Annotated in this window: 30 protein-coding genes; 27 read left to right on the forward strand and 3 right to left on the reverse strand. The window is 28.6% G+C overall.

Annotated elements, in window-relative coordinates; translation table 11 throughout:
* Positions 1-3 precede the first annotated feature (3 nt).
* The 24 genes from uvrA (at position 4) to BFN48_RS00490 (ending at position 19,014) form a co-directional block, all read left to right on the forward strand.
* Positions 4-2,829, forward strand: a complete 2,826-nt coding sequence (gene uvrA, locus BFN48_RS00395; RefSeq protein WP_069648908.1) for an excinuclease ABC subunit UvrA — start codon at positions 4-6, stop codon at positions 2,827-2,829.
* Positions 2,830-2,841: 12 nt separating this feature from the next.
* A complete protein-coding gene (locus BFN48_RS00400) occupies positions 2,842-4,707 on the forward strand; it encodes a YgiQ family radical SAM protein (RefSeq protein WP_176718777.1) in 1,866 nt (621 codons plus the stop codon).
* A 65-nt stretch (positions 4,708-4,772) separates the two neighbouring features.
* A complete protein-coding gene (locus tag BFN48_RS00405) occupies positions 4,773-5,318 on the forward strand; it encodes a copper amine oxidase N-terminal domain-containing protein (protein WP_069648910.1) in 546 nt (181 codons plus the stop codon).
* Positions 5,319-5,569: 251 nt separating this feature from the next.
* Positions 5,570-5,728: a hypothetical protein gene (locus BFN48_RS12275; protein ID WP_176718778.1), complete on the forward strand. Its 159-nt coding sequence runs from the start codon at positions 5,570-5,572 to the stop codon at positions 5,726-5,728.
* Between the two features lie 9 nt (positions 5,729-5,737).
* Positions 5,738-6,103 (forward strand): Nif3-like dinuclear metal center hexameric protein, encoded by a 366-nt coding sequence (locus BFN48_RS12880; protein ID WP_083238786.1) that lies wholly within the window; start codon positions 5,738-5,740, stop codon positions 6,101-6,103.
* A gap of 587 nt (positions 6,104-6,690) precedes the next feature.
* Positions 6,691-7,443 carry an SAM-dependent methyltransferase gene (locus BFN48_RS00410; RefSeq protein ID WP_069648911.1) on the forward strand — a complete coding sequence of 251 codons (753 nt, stop codon included), beginning with the start codon at positions 6,691-6,693 and terminating at the stop codon, positions 7,441-7,443.
* A gap of 410 nt (positions 7,444-7,853) precedes the next feature.
* Entirely contained in the window at positions 7,854-8,255 is a 402-nt protein-coding gene (locus BFN48_RS00415) for a hypothetical protein (RefSeq protein WP_207644674.1), read from the forward strand.
* Between the two features lie 211 nt (positions 8,256-8,466).
* Positions 8,467-8,715 (forward strand): NUDIX domain-containing protein, encoded by a 249-nt coding sequence (locus BFN48_RS00420; RefSeq protein ID WP_069648913.1) that lies wholly within the window; start codon positions 8,467-8,469, stop codon positions 8,713-8,715.
* A 170-nt stretch (positions 8,716-8,885) separates the two neighbouring features.
* Entirely contained in the window at positions 8,886-9,800 is a 915-nt protein-coding gene (locus BFN48_RS00425; protein WP_069648914.1) for a Cof-type HAD-IIB family hydrolase, read from the forward strand.
* A 101-nt stretch (positions 9,801-9,901) separates the two neighbouring features.
* Positions 9,902-10,039, forward strand: a complete 138-nt coding sequence (locus BFN48_RS12280) for a hypothetical protein (protein ID WP_176718779.1) — start codon at positions 9,902-9,904, stop codon at positions 10,037-10,039.
* 17 nt (positions 10,040-10,056) lie between these two features.
* A complete protein-coding gene (locus BFN48_RS00430) occupies positions 10,057-10,902 on the forward strand; it encodes a hypothetical protein (RefSeq protein WP_069648915.1) in 846 nt (281 codons plus the stop codon).
* Between the two features lie 208 nt (positions 10,903-11,110).
* Complete coding sequence (locus tag BFN48_RS00435) at positions 11,111-11,758, forward strand: hypothetical protein (protein ID WP_083238715.1); 648 nt, start codon at positions 11,111-11,113, stop codon at positions 11,756-11,758.
* A gap of 29 nt (positions 11,759-11,787) precedes the next feature.
* Entirely contained in the window at positions 11,788-12,243 is a 456-nt protein-coding gene (locus tag BFN48_RS00440) for a hypothetical protein (RefSeq protein ID WP_069648916.1), read from the forward strand.
* A gap of 112 nt (positions 12,244-12,355) precedes the next feature.
* Positions 12,356-13,129 (forward strand): hypothetical protein, encoded by a 774-nt coding sequence (locus BFN48_RS00445; RefSeq protein WP_069648917.1) that lies wholly within the window; start codon positions 12,356-12,358, stop codon positions 13,127-13,129.
* Between the two features lie 50 nt (positions 13,130-13,179).
* Positions 13,180-13,449: a hypothetical protein gene (locus BFN48_RS00450; RefSeq protein ID WP_141706097.1), complete on the forward strand. Its 270-nt coding sequence runs from the start codon at positions 13,180-13,182 to the stop codon at positions 13,447-13,449.
* 199 nt (positions 13,450-13,648) lie between these two features.
* Entirely contained in the window at positions 13,649-14,401 is a 753-nt protein-coding gene (locus tag BFN48_RS00455; RefSeq protein WP_069648919.1) for a Clp protease/crotonase-like domain-containing protein, read from the forward strand.
* A gap of 16 nt (positions 14,402-14,417) precedes the next feature.
* On the forward strand, positions 14,418-15,146 hold the full coding sequence (locus BFN48_RS00460) for a hypothetical protein (RefSeq protein WP_069648920.1): 729 nt from the start codon (positions 14,418-14,420) through the stop codon (positions 15,144-15,146).
* A gap of 46 nt (positions 15,147-15,192) precedes the next feature.
* Entirely contained in the window at positions 15,193-15,864 is a 672-nt protein-coding gene (locus BFN48_RS00465) for a LiaF transmembrane domain-containing protein (protein ID WP_069648921.1), read from the forward strand.
* Positions 15,865-15,935: 71 nt separating this feature from the next.
* Positions 15,936-16,091, forward strand: coding sequence for a hypothetical protein (locus BFN48_RS12285; RefSeq protein ID WP_176718780.1), 156 nt, complete (start codon positions 15,936-15,938; stop codon positions 16,089-16,091).
* Between the two features lie 17 nt (positions 16,092-16,108).
* Complete coding sequence (locus BFN48_RS00470; RefSeq protein ID WP_054871299.1) at positions 16,109-16,642, forward strand: GNAT family N-acetyltransferase; 534 nt, start codon at positions 16,109-16,111, stop codon at positions 16,640-16,642.
* Between the two features lie 127 nt (positions 16,643-16,769).
* The gene (locus BFN48_RS00475) at positions 16,770-17,282 is read left to right on the forward strand and encodes a hypothetical protein (RefSeq protein WP_069648922.1); all 513 of its coding nucleotides are present in this window, start codon (positions 16,770-16,772) and stop codon (positions 17,280-17,282) included.
* Positions 17,283-17,537: 255 nt separating this feature from the next.
* Entirely contained in the window at positions 17,538-17,987 is a 450-nt protein-coding gene (locus tag BFN48_RS00480; RefSeq protein ID WP_069648923.1) for a hypothetical protein, read from the forward strand.
* A 29-nt stretch (positions 17,988-18,016) separates the two neighbouring features.
* Positions 18,017-18,355, forward strand: coding sequence for a hypothetical protein (locus tag BFN48_RS00485; protein WP_069648924.1), 339 nt, complete (start codon positions 18,017-18,019; stop codon positions 18,353-18,355).
* A gap of 146 nt (positions 18,356-18,501) precedes the next feature.
* Positions 18,502-19,014, forward strand: coding sequence for a GNAT family N-acetyltransferase (locus tag BFN48_RS00490; RefSeq protein WP_069648925.1), 513 nt, complete (start codon positions 18,502-18,504; stop codon positions 19,012-19,014).
* Positions 19,015-19,148: 134 nt separating this feature from the next.
* Here BFN48_RS00490 and BFN48_RS00495 read toward each other — a convergent pair whose 3' ends face one another.
* Together BFN48_RS00495 and BFN48_RS00500 are read right to left on the reverse strand one after the other, a co-directional pair.
* Positions 19,149-19,580, reverse strand: a complete 432-nt coding sequence (locus BFN48_RS00495; protein WP_069648926.1) for a DUF6773 family protein — start codon at positions 19,578-19,580, stop codon at positions 19,149-19,151.
* A gap of 1 nt (position 19,581) precedes the next feature.
* Complete coding sequence (locus tag BFN48_RS00500; RefSeq protein ID WP_341418551.1) at positions 19,582-19,797, reverse strand: helix-turn-helix transcriptional regulator; 216 nt, start codon at positions 19,795-19,797, stop codon at positions 19,582-19,584.
* 576 nt (positions 19,798-20,373) lie between these two features.
* On the opposite strand from BFN48_RS00500, the gene BFN48_RS00505 reads away from it, so the two are divergent.
* Both BFN48_RS00505 and BFN48_RS00510 read left to right on the forward strand, forming a co-directional pair.
* A complete protein-coding gene (locus BFN48_RS00505) occupies positions 20,374-20,826 on the forward strand; it encodes an NUDIX domain-containing protein (RefSeq protein WP_069648927.1) in 453 nt (150 codons plus the stop codon).
* A 74-nt stretch (positions 20,827-20,900) separates the two neighbouring features.
* On the forward strand, positions 20,901-21,362 hold the full coding sequence (locus BFN48_RS00510) for an NUDIX hydrolase (RefSeq protein ID WP_278287276.1): 462 nt from the start codon (positions 20,901-20,903) through the stop codon (positions 21,360-21,362).
* 10 nt (positions 21,363-21,372) lie between these two features.
* On the opposite strand, the gene BFN48_RS00515 is transcribed toward BFN48_RS00510, so the two are convergent.
* Positions 21,373-22,062 carry a hypothetical protein gene (locus BFN48_RS00515; RefSeq protein WP_069648928.1) on the reverse strand — a complete coding sequence of 230 codons (690 nt, stop codon included), beginning with the start codon at positions 22,060-22,062 and terminating at the stop codon, positions 21,373-21,375.
* A gap of 134 nt (positions 22,063-22,196) precedes the next feature.
* Here BFN48_RS00515 and uvrC point away from each other — a divergent pair, with 134 nt between their 5' ends.
* Positions 22,197-24,062 (forward strand): excinuclease ABC subunit UvrC, encoded by a 1,866-nt coding sequence (gene uvrC / locus BFN48_RS00520; RefSeq protein ID WP_069648929.1) that lies wholly within the window; start codon positions 22,197-22,199, stop codon positions 24,060-24,062.
* Positions 24,063-24,118 lie beyond the last annotated feature (56 nt).

The raw sequence follows: 24,118 nt of genomic DNA on the forward strand, positions 1-24,118 counted from the left end.
GATATGTCAAAGGACAAAATAATTATTAAGGGAGCTAGAGAGCATAATTTAAAAAATATAGATTTAGAAATACCTAGAAATAAATTTGTAGTTTTTACAGGATTAAGTGGTTCTGGCAAATCTTCTTTAGCATTCGATACTATTTATGCGGAAGGACAAAGACGATACGTTGAGAGTTTATCAGCTTATGCAAGACAATTTTTAGGTCAGATGGAAAAACCAGATGTAGACTATATAGAGGGGCTTTCACCTGCAATTTCTATTGACCAAAAGACTACTAGTAAAAATCCTAGGTCAACAGTAGGTACTGTTACTGAAATATATGACTATTTACGCTTATTGTTTGCTAGAATAGGAATTCCTCATTGTCCTAAATGTGGTAAAGTTATATCATCTCAAACAGTAGACCAGATGGTTGATCAGATTTTAGACTTAGAAAATGGTACTAAAATTCAAGTTTTAGCTCCTGTAATACGAGGAAGAAAAGGTGAACATCAAAAGGTTTTTGAAAATATCAGAAAAGAAGGATTTGTTAGAGTAAGAGTAGATGGAGAAATAAGAGATATAAATGAAGATATAAAGCTTGATAAGAACAAAAAACATACAATTGAAGTTGTGGTTGATAGGATAAAAATTAAAGAAGGTATTCAAAATAGATTAGCTGATTCTTTAGAAACTGCACTAAATTTAAGTGAAGGTATAGTTATTATAGATGTTGTTAATGAAAAAGAGATGTTGTTTAGCCAAAAATTTGCATGTGTAGATTGTGGAATCGGCATAGAGGAATTGTCACCTAGAATGTTTTCTTTTAACAGTCCTTATGGTATGTGTTCATATTGTAATGGGTTGGGCAGTTATAAGAAAGTTGACCCTGAGCTTATAATTCCTAATCCTAATTTATCCATTAATCAAGGGGCAATAGCTCCTTTTAACAGTACTTCAGAAGATACTTATTATTACAAGATATTCAAGGCTATAGCTGAGTATAATGGTTTTGATTTAGATACACCAATTAAGGAAGCACCAAAAAAGTTTATAAAAGAGCTATTATATGGAACAGGTAAAAGAAGTGTTACTTTCAAATATGAGAGTAGATTTGGAGGACTAAGGACTTATAAAGCTCCATTTGAGGGTATTATTAACAATCTTGAACGAAGATATAAAGAAACAGTTTCAGATTATATGAGAGAGAAAATCGAAAGTTACATGAGTGTAAATCCTTGTCCTCATTGTAATGGTGCTAGACTAAGACCAGAGAGTTTAGCAGTAACTGTTGGGGGATTAAATATAGCAGAAGTTACTGAATTATCTGTTAGACAAGCTTTAGAGTTTTTTGATAAACTAGAGCTTGATGAAAGACAGAAATATATAGCAAATCAGATTTTAAAGGAAATCAAAGAAAGATTGAAGTTTTTAGTAGATGTGGGATTAGACTATTTAACTTTGTCTAGAAGTGCTGGAACTCTATCAGGAGGAGAATCTCAGAGAATAAGACTTGCAACACAGATAGGTTCTAGTTTGGTTGGAGTTCTATATGTTCTTGATGAACCAAGTATAGGACTTCATCAAAGAGATAATGACAGATTGTTAAAAACGCTCAGAAATTTGACTGATTTGGGGAATACTTTAATAGTAGTTGAACATGATGAAGATACAATGTATAGTGCAGATTATATTGTAGATATTGGACCAGGTGCTGGAGTTCACGGTGGTGAAGTTGTTGCTCAAGGGACTGTTGAGGATATTAAAAAATGTGAAAAATCAATTACTGGTCAGTATTTAAGTGGTAAAAAGAAAATAGAAATACCTAAAACTAGAAGAAAGCCAAATGGTAAATGGATAGAAGTTATTGGAGCTAAAGAGCATAATTTAAAAAATATAGATGTTAAAATTCCTTTAGGTGTGTTTACATGTGTTACAGGTGTATCGGGTTCTGGTAAGAGTACTTTAGTAAACGAAATATTATATAAAAGACTTTCTCAAGAACTGCACAGAGGAAAACAAAAGGCAGGAAAACATGATGAAATAAGAGGAATAGAGCATATAGACAAAGTTATTGATATAGATCAGTCACCTATTGGAAGAACACCAAGGTCAAATCCAGCGACATATACTGGTGTATTTGATTTTATAAGAGACGTATTTGCTATAACTCCTGAAGCTAAAATGAGAGGTTATAAAAAAGGTAGATTCAGTTTTAATGTTAAGGGAGGAAGATGTGAAGCTTGTAAAGGTGATGGAATAATAAAGATAGAAATGCATTTCCTTCCTGATGTATATGTTCCATGTGAAGTATGTAAAGGTAAAAGGTATAATAGAGAAACTCTTGAAGTTAAATATAAAGGTAAGACGATATCTGATGTATTAGAAATGACAGTAGAAGAAGCTTTGGAGTTTTTTGATAATATACCAAAAATAAAGAATAAATTAAAAACTATGTACGATGTTGGACTAGGATATATAAAATTAGGTCAGCCTTCAACTCAATTATCAGGAGGGGAAGCACAAAGAATTAAACTGGCAACAGAATTAAGTAAAAGAAGCACAGGAAAGACATTATATATCTTAGATGAGCCAACTACTGGACTTCATATAGCTGATATACACAAATTAATAAAGGTATTAAACAAGTTAGTTGATACAGGGAATACAGTATTAGTAATAGAACATAATCTAGATGTTATAAAAACTGCTGATTATATAATAGATTTAGGTCCAGAAGGTGGAGATAAGGGTGGAACTATAGTAGCTCAAGGAACACCTGAGGAGATTTGCAAAGTGAAAGAGTCTTATACAGGGCAGTTTTTAAGAAAAATACTTGAAAGATAAAGGAATGGTATTATGAAAGAGTTTTTACCTATCACGAAAGAGGATATGAAAAAAAGAGGCTGGACTGAACTTGATTTTATATTAATTACAGGAGATGCATATGTAGACCATTCTTCATTTGGAAGTGCAATAATTAGTAGGCTGTTAGAAAGATATGGATATAAGGTTGGGATTATAGCTCAGCCTTCTTGGAAGAGTGTAGACGACTTTAAAAAGCTTGGAAAGCCTAGACTTGCATTTTTGATAACAAGTGGAAATATAGACTCTATGGTTAATCACTATACAGTAGCAAAAAAGAGAAGGAAAAAGGATGTATATTCACCAGGTGGAAAAATTGGATTAAGACCTGATAGAGCTACAATAGTATATGCCAATAAAGCTAGAGAGGCATATAAAGATGTGCCTATAATACTTGGAGGTATTGAGGCGAGTCTTAGACGATTAGCTCATTATGATTATTGGGCTGATAAGGTTAGACGTTCAATTTTATTGGATGCAAAAGCAGATTTATTAGTGTATGGAATGGGAGAAAGGCAGATTATTGAAATAGCAGAGGCGCTAGACAGTGGTATTCCTATTAGTGAAATAACTTATATCAGAGGAACTGTTTACAAAACTAATGATTTAAGCAGGCCGTATAAACCTATTATTCTGCCTTCGTTTGAAGAAATAACTAAAAGCAAAGTAAAATTTGCAGAAAGCTTTAAAATACAATATCAAAATATGGACTATATAAATGGTAGAACATTAGTCGAACCTTATGAAAATATTTATATAGTACAAAATCCACCTGCAAAGCCGCTAGATCAGCTTGAATTAGATGATATCTATGATTTGCCTTATACTAGAACGTATCACCCTGTTTACGAAAAATATGGTGGTGTTCCTGCAATTGAAGAGATTAAGTTTAGCTTGACTAGCAGTAGAGGATGCTTTGGAAACTGTAATTTTTGTGCACTTGCATTTCATCAAGGAAGAGTAGTTCAAGCTAGAAGTCATGAATCTATAATCAAAGAAGCAGAGGAATTTGTTAAAGAACCTGATTTTAAAGGATATATACATGATGTAGGAGGACCAACAGCTAATTTTAGACATAGAGCTTGTAAAAAACAAATAAAACATGGAGTATGCAAAAATAAAGAGTGTTTATTTCCGACACCATGTAAAAATCTATATATTGACCATAGAGATTATCTGGAGCTGTTAAGAAAGTTAAGGAAAATAAGAGGTGTTAAGAAAGTTTTTATAAGGTCAGGTATAAGGTATGATTATTTAGTTTATGACAGAGATTTAGAGTTTTTCCATGAACTTTGCAAATATCATATAAGTGGGCAGTTAAGAGTTGCACCTGAACACATATCATCACGTGTACTATATATGATGGGCAAGCCTGATAAAAAAGTTTATTTTAAATTTGTTGATACTTTTAATAAAATAAATAAAAAGATTGGTAAAGAACAATTTATAGTACCATATTTTATATCTAGTCATCCAGGTTCGACATTAAAAGATGCAGTTGAATTAGCTGAATATCTAAATACTTTGGGATATATGCCAGAGCAGGTGCAAGATTTTTATCCGACTCCGGGAACTTTGTCTACTTGTATGTATTATACAGAAATTGATCCAAGAACTATGAAAAAGGTTTATGTTGCTAAATCTCCGCATGAAAAAGCCATGCAGAGGGCATTGATGCAATTTAAGAGACCAGAGAATTATGATTTAGTCTATGAAGCACTTAAAAGGACTAATAGATTAGATTTAGTAGGCTATTCAAAAAAATGCTTGATTAAACCTAGAGAAAAAGATACCTTGAAAAATAGTAGATATAAAAATAAGAAACAAAATAAGAAGATTAGGAAGAAAAGAAAAAGATGATAATTATGTATAGTAAGAGGTATAAGTGGAAATAATCCCTGAAAACAGGTTATGGAGGTATTGAAATGAAATTGAGTAGGGGATTTATTTTCACTTTTATTTTTATATTCTTATTTTCAGTAACAGTTTTGGCTGACGGTGTTTATAAAAATATTAAAGTATACTTTAATAATATAAGTATTAATGTAGATGGGAGTAAAATTGAAACTGATGTAGAACCTTTTATTTATAATGATAGAGTTTATGTTCCGATACGGTTTGTGGCTGAAAAATTAGATAAAGAGGTAGAGTGGAATAATGAAACAAAAACTGTTTTGATAAAAAGCTATAAAGACTTTCTAGAATGTAATTATTTAGAAGGGGAGAAGTTTGTCTATGGACTAATAACTTCGATTGACTATGAAAATAAACGAATAGTCATTGAGCAGCATTTCGATGACAACAGTATAGAAGTAACACCTTTATTAGAGCTTGATGAAAATGCAGTTATTATTTTAAAGAGAAATGATAAAAAAATGAATATTGAATTCAAAGATTTAGTTGTAGGTGATGATGTGGGTTTAGTAATTAATAAATATGGAAAGATTAGAGGAATTATTATTACTATTTAAAAATATTGATGCTAAAGTGCCGAGGTTTATCCTCGGCATTTTCTATGCAAAAAATTAATTTACTACAAAAAATAGATAATCATGGAGGAAATTGTTATTAAATGGAGAAGGTATAAGGTAATGTAGTGTCAAAAGGGATCAGGATTGAAAAATTTCTATTTACAGCTGACAAATATCTTTCAAATTAAAACAAATCAGAGGAGAAGATAATATGAGATTAACTGAATTAGAACAATATATAACAAATTTATTTGATACTAGGGATAACGAATATTTTTATAAAGAAAGCAGGGTTACTGTATTTCAATCACCTTCCGTTAGATGATTGTAATTTTGGAACTAATAATTCTTTACTTGAAAAGATTGGATTGCAACTTATAGAGAAGTCACATGAAGAAGATGGTTTCTGATGTGGGCGGATAGCAGAGTTTAAAGAAGAAACGACGTTAGAGGAATTAGTTAAAAAATTCGAAAACATATTAGAAGAACCAGTAAAGGTATGGCAATTTAAAGATGGTAGAATAAAAAGAGTTGGGTTAGTTTGTGGTGGAGGAGAATCAACATCAGATGTAAAGATAGCAATAGAGCAAGATTGTGATGTCTATATAACTGGTGAAAGGAATTTATATACAATTGAGTATGCAAAGTTTGCAAGAATTAACTTAATAATTGGTAGTCATACTTTTACTGAAGTATTTGGAGTTGAAAGTTTTGCAAAGAAAATAAAGGACAAGTTTAATGATATAGAGATTATTAGATTAAAAGAAGAGCATCTTGAGGTGTAATTTTGTTATTGTTGTAATTTTATTAATAGCAAGATTAGATTATAAATTTAAAATATTTTTTTATAATCTATCGGAAATTATATACCTTATTGAATTGTGGATAATTTTAAATATAATTTCCGTAATGGATATGGGCAAATCTTCCTAAATTTATTTAAATCGAAGATTTTGTTTTAATAACATGTGAAATGTTTGGTTATTAGAAAATAGCAGAAGAAATGGGAAGAGTTTTTTAAAAGTAAAAAAATCGCCTTTGTTAAGGTTTACTTCGGTATTTTCTATACAAAAATTAATTTACTATAAAAAAATAGATAATTGTTCGGGAAATTGTTGGTAAATGGAGAAAGTGTAAGATGCTGCATTAAACAATAGTTTATATAAAGAGAAAAAAATGAGATTAACTAGAATTGTGTCTATTGGGATTGTAATGCCCATATGACGTAAAATATAAATTGAAAGGAGTTGGTTTGTGTGATGGTAGAAATTTTCTATAGTTATGGCAAAACTGACAGAGGAGGTATGATTAATTAATAAAATTATCATAATTCCTCTAATAATAAAATTTTATATAATGGAGGAATGAAGAAATGTCAGATAATAAGACAAATATTTTATATAATGAGAACTTTCCATTGTCTAATAAATATGACTCTGAATGGATTTTTGATAATTCAATGGGACCCAATACTTTATGGTTAAGTGAATGGCTTTGTAGAAAGGTTAACTTAAGTCCCAATATGAGAGTTCTTGATTTGGGAAGTGGAAAAGCAATTTCAAGCATATTTCTTGCCAAGGAATTTGGAGTAAAGGTATGGTCGTATGATCTTTGGGTTGACCCTACAGAGAATTGGAAGAGGATTATAGAAAAAGGAGTTGGAGACATGGTGTTTCCAATTCATGGAGACGCAGGAAATATGCCATTTGCAGATGGTTTTTTTGATGCGATTATTTGTGTTGACTCATATATCTATTTTGGAACAGATGACTTGTATCTAAATTACTTGCAGAAATTTCTTGCTCCTGGAGGAACTATTGGAGTTGTTATTCCAGGGTTAATGAAAGATTTTGAGAATGGTGTTCCAGAGCATTTGAAAGATTTTTGGGGTCAAGATTGTTGGAGTTGGCATACAGTTGACTGGTGGAAAAAGCTATGGAGTAGAACTGGTTTGGTTGAAATTGAAGTTGCAGATACAATGCCAGAAGGATGTAGACTGTTTACTCAATGGAAAGAAGCTCAGGACATAGTAGGTAAAAATCCTTGGCCTCAAGATACGGCTATTTTAAAAAAAGATGCAGGTGAATATGTGGGCTTCATTAGACTTGTTGCGAAGAAACTTTAGAAAATAATAGGTGAAGTGTGGTGGTGTAGGGCATTGACATTCGTGTCATGCCCTATAACTTCAGTTAACAGAGTGTTTATAACAAATGTACTAGTCAATTTATAGTAATTGATAGTTTAAATAGAAATTTTAAGTAAATTAAGAGGTTTAGCAAACATTGGTTTCAGAGAGCTTCATATTTAATCAAGAGTTTGTTAAAGACAATCTTTTTATAAGTTTTGTTGATTCAGGTATGTTAGTGATGCCATCTGACATGCTGTGTTTGCAGTAAGTTTTTAACAAAATTATATTTATTAAAGAAAGGAAGGTTTTTTATTATGATGGAAAAAACAAAAAAAGATTTTTGGGGTTATATTGGGCGTTTTTCCCTTATCCATGTTCTTACCTATGTAGTGATTGGGTTGATATTTATGAATATAATGCGATATAGAGAACATTTTAATTCTTCTGCTGTTTATTCTAATTTCCGTTCATTAGATTCTCCTATTGTTCGGGCTGCTGCTTTAATTCAAATTTTACGAGGAGCATTCTTAGCTCTAGTTCTTTTTCCTTTTTACAAAGTCATAATAGATAGTAAAAGAGGATGGTTAAAATTATTTGGAGTATTATGGGGATTGACATTAATTGGAGCTGTAGCTGCTACACCTGGTTCAATTGAAGGATTGATATATACTAAGACACCTTTGATAGAGCATTTATTAGGTCTTCCTGAAGTTACTGTTCAAATGTTAGTTTTTTCTTGGTTATTTTTCACATGGGAAAGACGAGTAAAAGCGAATAGAAGTAAAGAGGATATTCATAAGAGTTTGTAATAAAGAAAAGTGATTATAAAAAGGTAAAGAAAAATACATTAGCGATTATATAATATATATAAAAAATTGGATTGATCTTGTAAATAGGAATATGACATCGTTTTAATAGAGTATAGTTCTGGAGTAATTAAATTATCTCAAGGGGCTGACGTTCGTGTCAGCCTCTGAATTTAGGGGAGTTTGATATAATCTAACAAGGTAGGTGGAGTAAATGAGTGATATTTTGGAGAAAGTAACCGCGTTTATTACAAGAGAACGGAAAGGAGAAATTGATTTATTACTTTTCAAACATCCAAATGTTGGCATTCAAATACTTGCTGGAACTGTAGAATCTGAAGAAAATCATTTAGATGCAGTAACTAGAGAGACAGCAGAAGAAGCTGGATTACCTGTTATTGTTTATCCTCAAGATGAATGGATTGACTATGTTGTTAATGATTTAGAGTACACTTTCAAGTGATTATTTGATTAGGTTTCTGTTTTTAATAAGAAGAATTATATACAAAGTTATGATAATATATAAGAAGAGATTTAATAAAAAAAAATATAAGATTGATTTAGTGTCAGAATTCTTAAACATAAATAGGAGGATGAGATTCAGCAATGTAAATAGGAGGATGAGATTCAGCAATGTATAAACTATTGGCTTTAGACATGGATGGGACTTTGTTAAATAAAGAGCATAAGATATCAAGAGAAAATTTTGAAGCAATACAAGAAGCTTTACGTATGGGGGTTAAAGTTGTATTAGCGTCTGGACGTATATTTGGTGGAATGCTTCCTTATTTAGAACAATTAAATATAATAGATGATGAAAATTATTCAGTATCATGTGCTGGAGGCTTGGTATTAAACAATACTATGAGCAAAGTCATTCAGAGTAATGGATTAAATATCGAAGACCTAAAATATATTTATGGTTTAACCAAAGAACTAAACTTGAGTTTAAATGTATATACAAGAGATAGTATATTAGTTTTTCAAGATGACATTTTTAGTAAATTTGAGTCTATAGCCAACAATGTACCTTTAAAACTAGTAGATTTCAATTCATTAAGCGATGATATTGAGATATATAAAATAACAATTATAAACGATAGTATTGATGCTGTAATGAAAATGAAAAAGTTTTTTAAAAAATTGCATACAAGTGATATTATACAAGACAAGCGTTACAAAGGGATTAAAAGATTGGAAGATGATATTTTAGATAAGATTTCAACAAAGCTTTCAGATAAATATACAGTAGTAAAGCCATTTCAGTTTACTCTAGAAGTTATTAATAAAAGTTGTAATAAGTGGACAGGGATTAAGAAAATAGCAGAAGAATTAGGAATACAAAACGAGGAAATAATTTGTATAGGAGATTCAGAAAATGATGAGCATATGATTAGAAATGCAGGGTTAGGAGTAGCGATGGCGAATGGTTTTTCTAAAGTAAAAGAAATTGCTGATTATGTAACATATACAAATGACCAACATGGAGTAGCCCATGTTATAAACAAATTTATCTTAGGAAAAGAGATTGCTTATGCCGAGGTTTAGCCTCGGCTTTTTCTATGTAAAAACTAATTTATATAAAAATAGATAGTTATGGAGGAAATTGTTATTAAATGTAGAAAATATAGTAAACTATATTAACTATTTTGTCTTTAGATATTTTTATAAAAATAAAAGGAGAAGCTGGTATTTTATTGGATTTAGAAATAATATTATTTAATAGCATTTTAATACAAATTGGAATGATAGAGATAAAATGGATTTTGTTTTATTATGAAAGTTAAAATTCTGAGGTGATAATGTGAAAAGTAAAGTTTTGATATTATCTTTTATTTTTTTAGTCTTATCAGGATGTCAACACAGTGAAATGTCTGTAGATGAGGAGGAAAAAGCTACAGAACAAATACATATAAATATCGAAGGTACTACTTATGATAACGATTTTAGTACTGAAAACTATAAAAAACTAAAGATGAAAGCTGACAAAACAATAGAAAAGTTAGTGAATGGAATAGTACAAAATGATTATAACATTGTTTTTAGTTGTTTGAGTTCAAATAGTGTTGAAAACTATGGAGTTGAGATGGCAAAATCATCAATTAAAAGTTATAGAGTATATTTTAAGGGGAGATATGAAAATTTAAGAATAAAATTTTTAGGACATGATTTATCGCATTTCAAAAGTTCAGGGTATATTGATTACATTTATATTCTTTATAATGAAGCTTTCATTATAAAGAAAACTAAGGTTAGATCTTATGAAGATAAAGCATATATAGTTGATAAATACTTATATTATCCTTACTTTGCAGAAAGATTAGTCGATTCATTCATTGATGGTATTAAAAAACAAGATAAAAATAAAGTTGCATCAAGTTTGAGTGTTGATATTATAACATATCCAGTGTCAGAAGCAGAAAAAATAATTTCTGAATATAATAAAACATTTGACATAATAACATTGAAATATAATTTGGTAGGAGTAAATGAAACTGGAGATGAATATATATTTAGAATCAGTGATAGTAAGTATGGCAAAAAGACTAACCATGTTAATCATATAATTAGAGTAATGTGTGGAGATGGTATTTGTGGTATTGAGAATAATTTAGGTCCTTCTTTAAACGAGGTTGGAGAGTTAAATTAAAATTTGTTATATTTTGTTCTTAAGTATACTATTTGAAGTTATCCAGCTAACTTCTGATATAAGTGATTTTACTGAAGATGATTTGATATAGTAGCCTATTAGGATTTTTAGTTCATATTATGACTTTAAAATTAGTAAAAATAAAGTATCAAAACTATCAGGAATTTTAAGGTCTATCAAAATGGATAGGTAGGTGAATTGAATTAGAATGAAGAAAAAATATTTAATTATTTTATTGTATATTATTTGCTTTATTAGTCTTATAGGATGTAATAATATAAGTTTATTAAAGCAGAAAAACAAGATGGAAAATGGAACTTTTATAGTAAAACCAAGTTCTTTATTTAATACAGAAGAACTGAAAAAATTACAACCTCATTTAGATATGACGAGTGGGTGTGTAGAAATAAAATATAAAGGAAATAAACGATTTATAAGGCTTAAGTATGAGATTTGGGAAAAAGGGAAATTGGAAAGAATATGTAAAATTTTTAGTGTTAGAATACCAAATGAATATGAAAGAGCAGGTGAAGAAGAGTACAGAGATATAATAAGCATTAGTTTGAAAGATATTTTATTGGATGATATGAGTTTATCTAAAAATATGATTATGACAACTGTAATAGGAGGTTCAAGTGCAAAACGAATAATAGATAGATATCCATTAGAATATGGTTATAGTTCATATGACTTAAAAGATACAATAGTTGCAAGTGATAATGAAGAGGTAGCTATTTGGGGATTGATGGCAATAGATTATAAAAATGGGAACACATATTATCCACGAGAAACTATTGAAGATACTGTAAAAACAGCAGATTGGGGACTTGTACTAAAAGTATATTTCAGAGATTAGTGAATGTGAGGATATAAGGAGGAAAATATTTGAATAAAAAGTTGTTGTCAGTAATAATTAATTTAATTGCTTTTATATTTGTAGTTATGTTTTATGAAATTCCAATGCAAGTAGATAAAACTTATCAAGGTTATCTTTATATTCAAGATAAAGATGATGAAGGAGAAGTTATTAATATAAGATTGAAAGGGAAATTAACTAGAAATATATTAACACCAAATGTCTTTGAAGGTGTTTTAATGATTAATAATAAGCAATTAAGTGTTCATTCTTTAAAAGCTGGAAATTTAAGAGTAGCTTTAAAAATGAAATTTAAAATGAATTATTATACATTAATATCCAGAGATGAATATGGAAATACAGTATTATGGGTTGATGTTTCTAAAGATTTTAATTTAATTTCTGGTAGTGGAGATTTTCACAAGATAGAAGATAGGTTTAGTAAGGAGTTACATTATAGTTTTGAAGCACCTGCTTTAAATTGAGAAGAAGCAAGAGAAGTAAATAAAAAGGCATATGATTAAAAACTGATTACTAATAAATCTAAATAGATTAAACTTGATATATTTAGGGATTATCTGTAGGGAGGCTATTGGCTTGAGAAATTTTTATATGTTTCATAAAAAGTCATATAGATTGATATTTGTTGTGATGTTGCTATTTCTTTTTATAGCAGGATGTGCTAAAGAAAACCAAGTAATAAATAAGAAGAATGAACCAAGTGGGCAAGATACATCTACTATAGATAGAAAGAATAGTACAGAAGAGGAAGTGTTAGAAATATTAAATAGTACTCGAGAAAACATAGAGATTAAACTTACAGAGCGAAATGACATATATGCAGTCACTTGGTCTTATGACGGACAACAAGTTGCTTTCGTTCGAGGAGATACTGAAAGTTGGTATGGGCAGATGTATATTTGGACAGTTGGTGAGAAAAAGCCTGTAAGCATAGGAGAAAAGGAAAATAGGATTTGTGAATTTATATGGGCACCAAATAGTAAATATGTTTTTGTTGATACAGGTACTTCTTGTGAAAGATGGGGATTTATTGTTTCAATAGAGGATTTTAAAATAATTGATGGAATTACATATGTAGGGATGCCACGATGGTCTTATGATTCTAAATTGATAGCTTTAGGAACTATAAGTGATATACAGCCTGTTACTCCAACTGAGTTATCAGGTACTGTTGATTTAACTATATATAATGTTGAAACCCGAGAAAAAAGGATAATTGCAAAAGCAACAAGTGATTTTTGGTATACACCAAGACAATGGGATAAAAATGGAATTTTGACATACGAAAAGATATATTTTCTTAATCATGAAGAAAAAGAACAGTTAACTTATCACTATAATTCTAAATGACAAAAATATCAGCCAAGAGTATTTAAGACAAGTTTTTCATAAGGGGGAAAATGATGAGTGTTCTATTATTTGGATTAGCAATTTTAAGTGTTATTTGGGGAGTAATATCTTCAATTGCAATAGCGAACTATCTATCCCAATGTGGAATTAAAATCAATTTTCTATTATTTGGAATTATGATAATAAAATATGTTCATCAGTATTCTAAAATTACTACTCAGGAAAATGGAAAACCAGGTCCATGGTACTATTCTTATATTATCTCAATGAATGCTGCACTGGTATTAGCTATCATTGGAATCATACTTAAAAGTATCTGAAATGTTAAAATTTGTTGGAGTCTAACCCTCGCTTATAGCTGGTAGTTCTACTTCATCATACAATAGCGAGCATACAGTAGAAACAAAAGAATCGGTAGAATGGTTAGTTAAAAAGAGTTTATTTTATAAATAAAGAATAAATATATTCAAAAGGCTAGTGAAGAGGAAGCTTTTGGTTTTTGAGATAAGGAGGTATCTGATGAATACTGAAGCATATAAAATAAGGTCAGAAATTAATAGATTAAAAGCGAGATTGAAAGAAATTGATGACGAATTAATGTCAGATGAAGAAAAAGCTGTGATGTGTTCAAGTAGTGTTTGTGGACAAGATGTAGTTTTGGACACTTTGCAGACTTTATGTAAAGAAAGAGGTTTAAAGAATATTGCAATTATGGCTTGTTGGCAAAACGATAAAGAAAAGAATTCAAGATGGTATTCTACAACTGTAACCCCATTGTTTTTGCCGTATTTAATAAGAGATGTAGGTACATTAATAAAATATCTAAAACCTTTAATGAATTATAATTCATTAAAAATTTTGGAGTATATCAGTATTAAGTCGGAAAATATTGGAACTTTAGAATTATCAGAGAAACTAAATATTTCGGTTAATGATATTGAAAAGGAGTTAGATAATCTTTCAAAAAATAATTTTATTGAACAAGAGAATGGCAAATGGAAATCAACATTGAAAGGTTGGCAGACTTATATTGTATTGTCTCATTTAGCTTATAATCATGAGCTGAAATTAGAAACGAAAAAAGCCCTTAAAATTGCTGAAGCTTTTAAAAATGTGCTGAATAAAGAATGGGGAGAACCTTTAAATATGACATATGATGAAGTAATGAAAAAGTTATCAATGAGTAAGTGGTTAGAGAAATTATATGACCAAGGGATAAAAGATAGTGATATTGAAAAGGCAGTATATGAAAATAACTATCCTGAAGGATAAATAATAGGGGGAGTTTATGAATAGAAAGCTGATATTTTCACTTTTTATATTTTTACTTGCTTTAATTATTGGTTGTATAAGCTTATTAAAATATAAGAATGATAAATTACTCGAAGAGGTTACTTTATTGAAAGAGCAGAATTTAAAATTACTAGATAAAATTAAATATTATAAAGACGAAAATTCTATTTTGAATAAAAAAATTACTATTTTAGAAAATGAAATAAATGCAGTACATAGCTTGGTTGAAGAACAGATATTAATAATTAATTCAAAAAATAATAAAGATTTTATGGAAAAATATATTGTCTTACCGATTTATTCGGCAGATATATATACTTTTGATAAGGAAGTTATATCTAATATTATAATCCCTAAAGAAAGTTCATTGAAGGAGAAACTGGATGTAATTGCAGGTAAGCTATCCCGATATTGTTTTAGCAATCTTCCAATTGAAGTAGTAAAAATTGAAGAAATTGATAATAAACAGATTGCAATAGTAAATTTAAAAGAAGCTTCAACAAATGAAGAGATAACTGAGCCTTCAAAGGTTATAGGAACAACTTGGAAATACAATTATTTTCAAGGTTCGTGTGGTGGTACTTGTACCTTTACTAAGTTAGTTGAAACATTCTTACAAAGAGACTATAACAGTGAATGGATAGATGGAGTACAGTTTCTATATTACAATGAAGCAGGAGACTTTGAACATGTTGAAGGGCTTTTTGATATTAATTATAGATAATTAGCATATTTTATTAAATAAAACACATTGTTAAGGGGGAATAGTTATGAATGGTAAAAAAATATTTGGAATTTTGTTAGTTGTTATTGGTGTTTTTCTATTATTAGGTGAAACTGGAATAATTGACATAACTATTAGAGATATTATTTCAGGTTATTGGCCGCTAATATTAGTTGTAATTGGTTTGTATAAATTATTTACAAATTCTATTTCGAAAATAACAGGGATTATATTGATAATCATAGGAATATTATTACAATTAAAGGTTTCTGAATATTTCAACATATTTGAGTATGACTTATTCTGGCCTATAGTTATTATTTTACTAGGTATCTGGATTTTACTTTTTTATAAGAGAGATAGATGGAAAGTAAGTTCTAAAGATGTCTTAAGTGCATTTGCTCTGTTCTCAGGTTTTAATATTAAAAATTCCTCTCAAAGTTTTAAAGGTGGAAATATTACATCAATATTTGGTGGGGTAGAAGTTGATTTAAGAGAGGCGAGTATACTTAAAGAACAAGAAGCAAGAATTGATATTTTAATAGCTTTTGGAGGAGCAGAAATCTTTGTACCTCAAGGATGGAATGTAGTTATAAAAGGAACACCTATTTTTGGTGGTTGGGAAAATAAAACAGTAAATAATAACTTTGATACAAATAGTCCTACCCTTATAATAAATAGTTTTGTGATGTTCGGGGGTTTTGAGGTTAAAAATTAGTTTATAGTAGTAAGAGGTTATTTTTATGAATGTACAAATAAGATGCAAATTATAAGCTAAGGAGGTTAAGAATGGAGATACATAAAGAAAATTGTCCATGTCCTAAGAAAAAGTGTGAACGTTTCGGTAAATGTGAAGAATGTCGAGAATTTCATAAAAAGAAGAATCGATTACCTTATTGTGAAAGACCTAAGAGAGGTTTTTTGAAATTATTCAGAAAGAGCTAAAAATAGGGAGTGGTATCATGAAGGAATACATACTATCTAATGGTAAGAAAGTGATTATAAGAAAAGCAAAGAAAGAAGATGCTGAAGAGTTAATAAAGTTTATTAATGTTATTTCATATGAATCAGATTTCCTTACTTTCGAACCAGGTGAATTAAAATTAACGAAAGAACTAGAGGAGTCAATAATTGAGGAATATTATAATTCTGATAATAAATTATATTTAGTTGCTGAAATAGAAGGTGAAATAATAGGAAGTTTAAGTTTCAAAGGTGGTAGTAGACAGAGGTTAAAACATACTGGCGAATTTGGTATAAGTGTAAAAAAAGAATATTGGAATATGGGAATAGCATCACAGTTAATTAAAGAGTTAATTGAATGGGCAAAAGCAAGTAAAATTATTAAAAAAATAAATTTAAAAGTAAGGGAAGATAATGAGCGTGCAATAAATTTATATAGAAAATTTGGATTTATTGAAGAAGGGAAAGTATCAAAAGAATTTTATGTAAATGGGAAGTATTACAGTACGATCTTAATGGGGTTAGAAATTTGATTATAGAATTTAACATAAAGTTGTAGTAATTGTTAGTATATATTATTTTAAAATATTGTATGGTGGATTTGAAACGAATATATAAAAACAAATATTTTAACAGTAATTGAAGAAGGAGTAGGAAAAAATGATATTTGCTATAGTTTTTGATATAATTTTAATAATATTTTTACTAATATACTATTTGAAAAGCAAAAGAACAAAAAAAGGAGAGATTCAATTTATTGAACCATTTGATATCTATAAAAGATCATTATTGTTTGTTGGACTTATTCTTGGACTTATTTTTGTTTTGATTATCTCTTCTTTGGATTTTATAGCAGAATATTTAGAAAAGAGTATTTTAGTGGTTTTGGTTTATATTTTTGTTATTACTTTATTATGTTTATTATGGATAGATTCATTTTTTTGTAGGAGATTAATAGTAACATCTGAAGGAATAGGTTATTTAGATTTGTTTAAAAATATAACCTTTTTTACGCCTTGGGAGAAAATAGAAAATTTTAAAATAGAAGGATCAAAACTGACATTATATGTGTTAGGATTAAGAAAGAAAAAAATATATTATTTTGATATTTCAAAGCAAGAGAAAAAACAGTTGGAGAATATCATATTGAAGAATATTAAAAGTTTTATCTGATTATAGAGAAGGAATGAGGTAAATTGATTATAACTTTAATAGTTATAATAACATTGTTGTTTATATATAGAAAGTATAAAGAGGAAGATGAAGGAGTACCAGTTAAAGGCTATGCTTTTTGATTTTTTGGTTGTAATAGAAATAGTGAAAGTAATTATAAAGGGTTTGATAATAGAGTTTATATTTTTAAATGAGTGAATTCTAAAGCTGCTATTTATGTTTTAGTGATAATCTTACAAGTTATGGAGGAGAAAAATGAAAAAACAGTTTTATATTGTAGTATTAAGTATTATAGTTTTTTTCGCGTTTTTATCTTTAACTGATAAAAAGAAAATAGAAATAGACAGTAATCAAGAATATTTTAAAATGATTAAAGAAATATCTTTAGATAATATTGAAGAAATTCAGATAATTAACGAACAACAACAAAACCGAAGTATAAAAGTAGTTAATGAAAATGAAAATAAGAAAAAGGTTTTAGAATTAATTAATTCTTTAAATCTAGAGAATTTAGAAGGGAACAAAAGTGATTTTGAAAGGGAAAATGCTTTATACCAAATACGGATAATAGAAAAGAATTATTATCCCCAAGGATCAATATATATTTTCCCTTATTCTATATGGTATAAAGGTAAATCGTATTATTTAACAACTGATATAGGAAGTAAATTTCAAAAAATATATTATAAAATTGATACAAAATAAGATAGATAATTGATTAGGGGGGGATAGGTTTGAAAAAGAAAAAATATACAGGGATACTTATATTAATAGCTTTAGAGTTGATTACTTATTTCTGGAATGGTGGAGTGAAAGATTTAGAATCATTTTTTATGATATGGGCATTTATTTCGGGTGCATTTCTTGGCTATGTTTTCTTTGGAAGACCTAATACTGATTTGTCTAAAGGTGCTTTAATGAGTACTTTTATAGAAAAAATGGGACAATCAACGGGAAGTGTATCTGGAAATGTAAAGAGGAAGTTATATGATAATACTTTATACATAGTTTTTGGATTATTCTTTTTATTAAACTTAGCAGGGCTTATAATCATAACTTTGATAAAATTATAACAATATCTTCAATTTAAATAAACTGAGGAAGATTTTGTTGAAATCCATTATTTTAAAGTTATAGAGTTTAATTTGTCTATGGAACAGGTAAAGTTTTGTTAAATTAGATTTGAATGTTTGAAGCTAAGGGGGCTTTATGAATAAAAATGAAAGCTTTTTTTAAAAAAGAAGGTAAATTGATTTATATAAAACAACCTGAATTTTATGAACTAGATTATGTAAGTGAATTATGGTCTGATGAAAATACAATGAAAGATGTTGGTGGAGTAGTATCATTTCCAAAAGAAAGGAGAAAAGATTGGTATAAAAGAATGGTAAAACCGACAGATGGGAAGAATTTCTACTGTCTAATATATAACTTTCAAAACCAACCAGTTGGTGAAGTGAGCTTTCATAGATATGATGATGATAGTAAAACTGCAGAATTTAATATTAAAATTCAAAGTAGATTTAGAGGTAGAGGATATGCGAAAGAAGCTATGAAACTTATGCTTCAATATTATTTTTATGAATTTAATGGACAAGTTATGCTTGATAATGTAACAAGTATTAGTGGACAACAAGCTTTGAGTAATTTCGGATTTGAAATAGTATTAAAAACAGATAACAGTATTCTCTTTAAAATGACAAAGGAAAGATTTAAAAATATTTATGGTTAATAAAATAATTTGCTTGATTTAAAAAAATTAATATAAAAATAATGCCGATAAACTATGTGTTTGATATGATTACATATAGATTATCGGCAATTTTGATATATTTACTTGTTAAATTAAATTTTTTAAATTTTTGCTTAAGATAAATCTTTTTTAATTTTCTTCATACCAAAATAAGAAATAATCCAATAGATAATTATTATAAAGAAATAACTTACTGTAACCGTGATAATACTTGTCAAACCTTCTGTTAGATTTGTTATATTGTTAGAGAGTATTCCTATTATTAAAGAAACTATAACTAAAGTAATGTATATTCTAATTAAGATACTTTTTAATCTAACAGATAATATCCCATCATAGTAAAGGTTAGCACCAATATATAAGATAGCTGTAATAGCAATAATGAATTGTAAATCTCTAAAATCTTTTGGGCTTTGACCTAAAATGAATCTTCTGTAAATCATAGCTGATAAAATAAGCCATATTGTAATAGCAAACATTTTTGAACCTATTTCATGGTAAATTTTTTCGGTTCTTTCATCTTTTACAATTAGTTTTTTGAACATATTATTTTTCACCTCCTATCCAAAATAAATCGTCTAATCCTTTATCCAGTACTTTAGCAATTTTTAAACATAATTTAAGGGTTGGATTATATTTTCCTTTTTCGATTAATCCAATAGTTTGTCTTGTAACTCCAACCAGTTCTGCAAGTTGTTCTTGTGTTAAGTTTTTTTCTATTCTTGCTAATTTTAATTTGTTCTTGATAATTATGTCTTTCATATATTTCACCCTTTAAACTACCTGATTCTAGACATATTGTAATAAATAACCAAACAAATGTCAACTATAAATTACAAAAAGACAAATATAAATTACATACAATATTATATGCAGAAATAAAAAATGTATTTAAAAAAGAATAGACAAAAATTTTATTACAATAAAAAATATATAATCTTAGAGGAATTTGACATTTGACGGAGAAGTAAAAAATGTTTCATTATATAAAACGTTAGCAAACAGGAGAAATATGTAAAGTTTACAATTATTAAAAACAGTCATAGAACTAAACGATAAATTAATATAGATGAGGTTTTAAGTAATTATGCTTTGGAGAAAGAAAAAAATGAGAATAGTTACAAGTAGTAACGCAGAGTTGTGTGTTAAAATTTTTGGAAAAGTTTGAGAAATTAAATAAAATACGAATGAATAAGATATATTATTTTGATATAATGCAATTGAAGACACAGATGAAAAATAGTGGTAACTATAATATAGGATATAACTGAAGTGTTATTCGTTTAAGAGAATAGCTTTTTATGATAGGATTGAATTATAAGAAAGGAAAATGAAAAGATGACAAGAAAAAGGGCTCAAGCTATTATTATTCGTAATAATGAAGTACTTTTTGGTTATGGAAAAATTGGAACTAGGTTTGGTCATTTTTTTATCGGAGGTGGAATAGAAAGAGGAGAAACCCCTAATGAGGCTGTTCTTCGTGAGATTAGAGAGGAAACTAACACTCATGGAAAAATAATTTTTCAATTTAGTAAAGAAATTAAGAATAATGAATATACGTTTTTAGTTGATATTGGGGAACAAAGTTGTGAATTAGGATATGACCCTGAAGATGAAAGCTTTCCAGAAGAAGAAAAGAATCTTCAAAGCCTTATTTGGATACCATTAAATAAAAAAGCAAAGTTTACCTCTATAGATATAGAATATTTCAGAGTACTTGTTAACGAGTGCAAAGAAAGAGGATATAAACCTAGTTGGATCGGGTTAATTGAAGAATTAGTGACAGATTAGAAAGTTTAGTTACTATACCTAAAATTATTCTAAGAGAGAGGATGGAATAACTGTATATTATTATGTTTGAAAGGATGAGAGTAGTGCTTGAAGTAAAGTTTTATGATTGCGATAAATTTGAAGAAAATAAACTTATTTTTGCAGTTGTAATGGCTAGATATAATGACAAATGGATTGTAGTAAGACATAAAGAAAGAAATACTTGGGAAATACCTGGTGGACATATCGAACCCTCAGAAGGTGTACAAGCTGCAGCATCAAGAGAGCTTTTTGAAGAAACAGGAGCAATAGATTTTACAATTTATCCAGTCAATGTATATTCGGTAAATAATGGAGAGCAAGAGACGTATGGACAACTATTTTATGCAGAAGTTAGAGAGCTTGGAAAATTGCCTCAAACAGAAATAGCAGAAATAAAATTAGTAGATGAATTGCCAGAGAATTTAACATATCCATTGATACAACCAATTTTAGCAAAAAGAGTACAGGAGTATATAGAAAGAAATAATGTTAAAAAACATAATGCTGAGGAATAACCTCAGCATTTTAAGTGAATTTCTTCATTTCTATTTTATTCTGTTTTAAAATTCCAGAGACTTGTCTTGCAAGTTCACTATCAGATTTAAAAGTTAACTTACCTTGTTCAAGTATTAAGTAAAGGTCTATATAATCTGGGAAAATAAAATAGTTTTCAATGTCATTATAGCTATAATATCCAGAATCATTGTGTACTTGAGTTCCGTAAACAATAGGCAAACCTATTCTTATATCAAACCCTGTTATTAAAATCCCATTTCTAAGGAAATAAATTTTGATTGTTTTATTAGATAGCCTTAGTAAGACTTCTATAAGTACTAAAGTTATTACAAATAAAACAACTCTTATTATAATCATTTTAGCAGATATTGGGTTTCTGAATATTGGTACAAAGTATATTAATGCTACTAAGAGATAATACCAAAGTCTTTCATTTAAATTAAACTTGTCTATGTTAACAGATAATAGGACTGCGCTGTTTTTTAATATTCTTTTATTGTATGCATATCTTAGCAAACCTTGGAAAGAACCGAAAAACAGTAACGCTATAGTAAGCAAAATTGGGAACACAACATTATTTACTACGTTTTCACTTAAATTAGAGATGTAAGGCATAATTATTCTGGAGACGATTGATATGAACATTATAGTCGAAAAGAAAGCCATTATGAAATTTGTAGTTTTTTTTGTATTTGACATAAAAATTTCCTCCTTTGTACATTCTCAGATGTAGCTGTAAATTCCACTGTATTAATTATATACAAATTTCAAAATAACCGCAATTGTGGTATATTATAAATAATTAATGTATAGATTGTGGAAGGTGATTTGGTTTGTTTAATATAGATGAAGAATTAAAAAAACTTCCAGATAAACCTGGTGTATACTTAATGAAGAATGAAAACGGACAGATTATATATGTTGGGAAGGCTGTTAATCTTAAAAAGAGAGTTAGACAGTACTTTCAGGCATCAAGTTCTAAGACACCAAAAGTTAAGGCAATGGTAAAAAGTATTGTTGAATTTGAATATATAATAACTGATAATGAATTAGAGGCTCTTATTTTAGAGTGTAATCTCATAAAAAAGCATAAGCCTAAATATAATATACTTTTAAGAGATGATAAACAATATCCGTATATAAAGGTTACAACTAATGAGAAATTTCCTAGAGTTATTAAGGTTAGAAAGATTGAAAAAGATAAGGCTAAGTATTTTGGACCATATACTAGTACATCTGCTGTAAATGATACGCTTGAAATTATTAGAAATATATATCCCTTAAGAAGTTGTAGGAAGAATTTAGATAACATTAAAAAGAAAGAGAGGCCCTGTCTAAATTATTTTATAGGTAGATGTTTAGGTCCTTGCCAAGGTAATGTAGATGAAAAGGAATATATGGAAATGATACATGAAGTTTTATTATTTCTTGGGGGCAAAGAAGATAAGTTAATACATTTGATAGAAGAAAAAATGAAAAATGCAGCTAAACAGCTAGATTTTGAGAATGCAGCCAAATATAGAGATCAATTAAACTCGATAAAGCATATACTAGAAAAGCAGAAGGTAGTTTCTTCTACTTTAATTGACCAAGATATTATAGGAATGGCTAGAGGAATAGAGGATGTGTGCATACAAGTATTTTTTGTGCGTGGAGGGAAATTAGTCGGTAGAGAACATTTTATTTTAACAGATACATCTGAAATGGCACGCGGTGAAATATTGAGTTCGTTTGTAAAACAATTTTATATGAATTCATCTTTTATTCCTAAAGAGATTTTAGTAGAAGAGGAAATACAAGATAAAGAGTTAATAAATAGATGGCTGAGCCAAAAACGAGGCTCTAAAGTTCAAATAAAAGTACCGGTTAGAGGCGAAAAGAACTTATTAATGGAAATGGTAAGAAAAAATGCTATGGAAACATTAGAAAACCAAAGTGAAAGAATCAAAAGGAAAATTCAGCTAGATAGAGCTGCTCTTGATGAATTAGCTAATTTATTAGGGTTAGATAAAATACCAGAAAGAATTGAAGCTTTTGATATTTCTAATATTCAAGGAGTAGAATCCGTAGGTTCGATGGTAGTTTTTCAAGAAGGTCAGCCTAGAAAAAGTGATTATAGAAGATTTAAAATTAAGTCAGTATCAGGACCTAATGATTATGGAAGCATGGAGGAGATAATTTATAGAAGGTTTGAAAGAGGAATAAATGAAAGAGAATTTATAAAAGATAATAAAGTAGATTTAGGGAACTTTTCTATATTTCCTGATTTAATAATGGTTGACGGAGGAAAAGGTCAGGTTAATGCAGCAAAAAAAGTTATCAAGCAATTTAATTTAAATATTACAGTATGTGGTCTGGTTAAGGATGACTTTCATAGAACTAGAGGAGTAATATATGAAAATAAAGAGATAAACATACCAAAAGATTCTAATTGTTTTAAGCTGATTACAAGAATACAAGATGAAGCTCATAGATTTGCAATTAGTTATCACAGAAGCTTAAGAAATAAAAAACTTTTCAAATCTCAGTTAGATTCTATAAAAGGTATTGGTGAAAAAAGAAAAAAAGCTTTACTTAAATCGTTTGGTTCAATAGAAAAAATTAAAAATGCTTCTATAGAAGAGTTAAAATCAGTAGAGGGAATGAATATTAAAGCAGCTGAAGCGGTGTATAATTATTTTAGAAAGTCAAAAGAGTAAACTTAATAACAGTTGTAACAGTTAATATTATTTACTTAGTTGTTGTAAAAGTATAT

Source organism: Caloranaerobacter ferrireducens (assembly GCF_001730685.1).
Taxonomy (GTDB): domain Bacteria; phylum Bacillota; class Clostridia; order Tissierellales; family Thermohalobacteraceae; genus Caloranaerobacter; species Caloranaerobacter ferrireducens.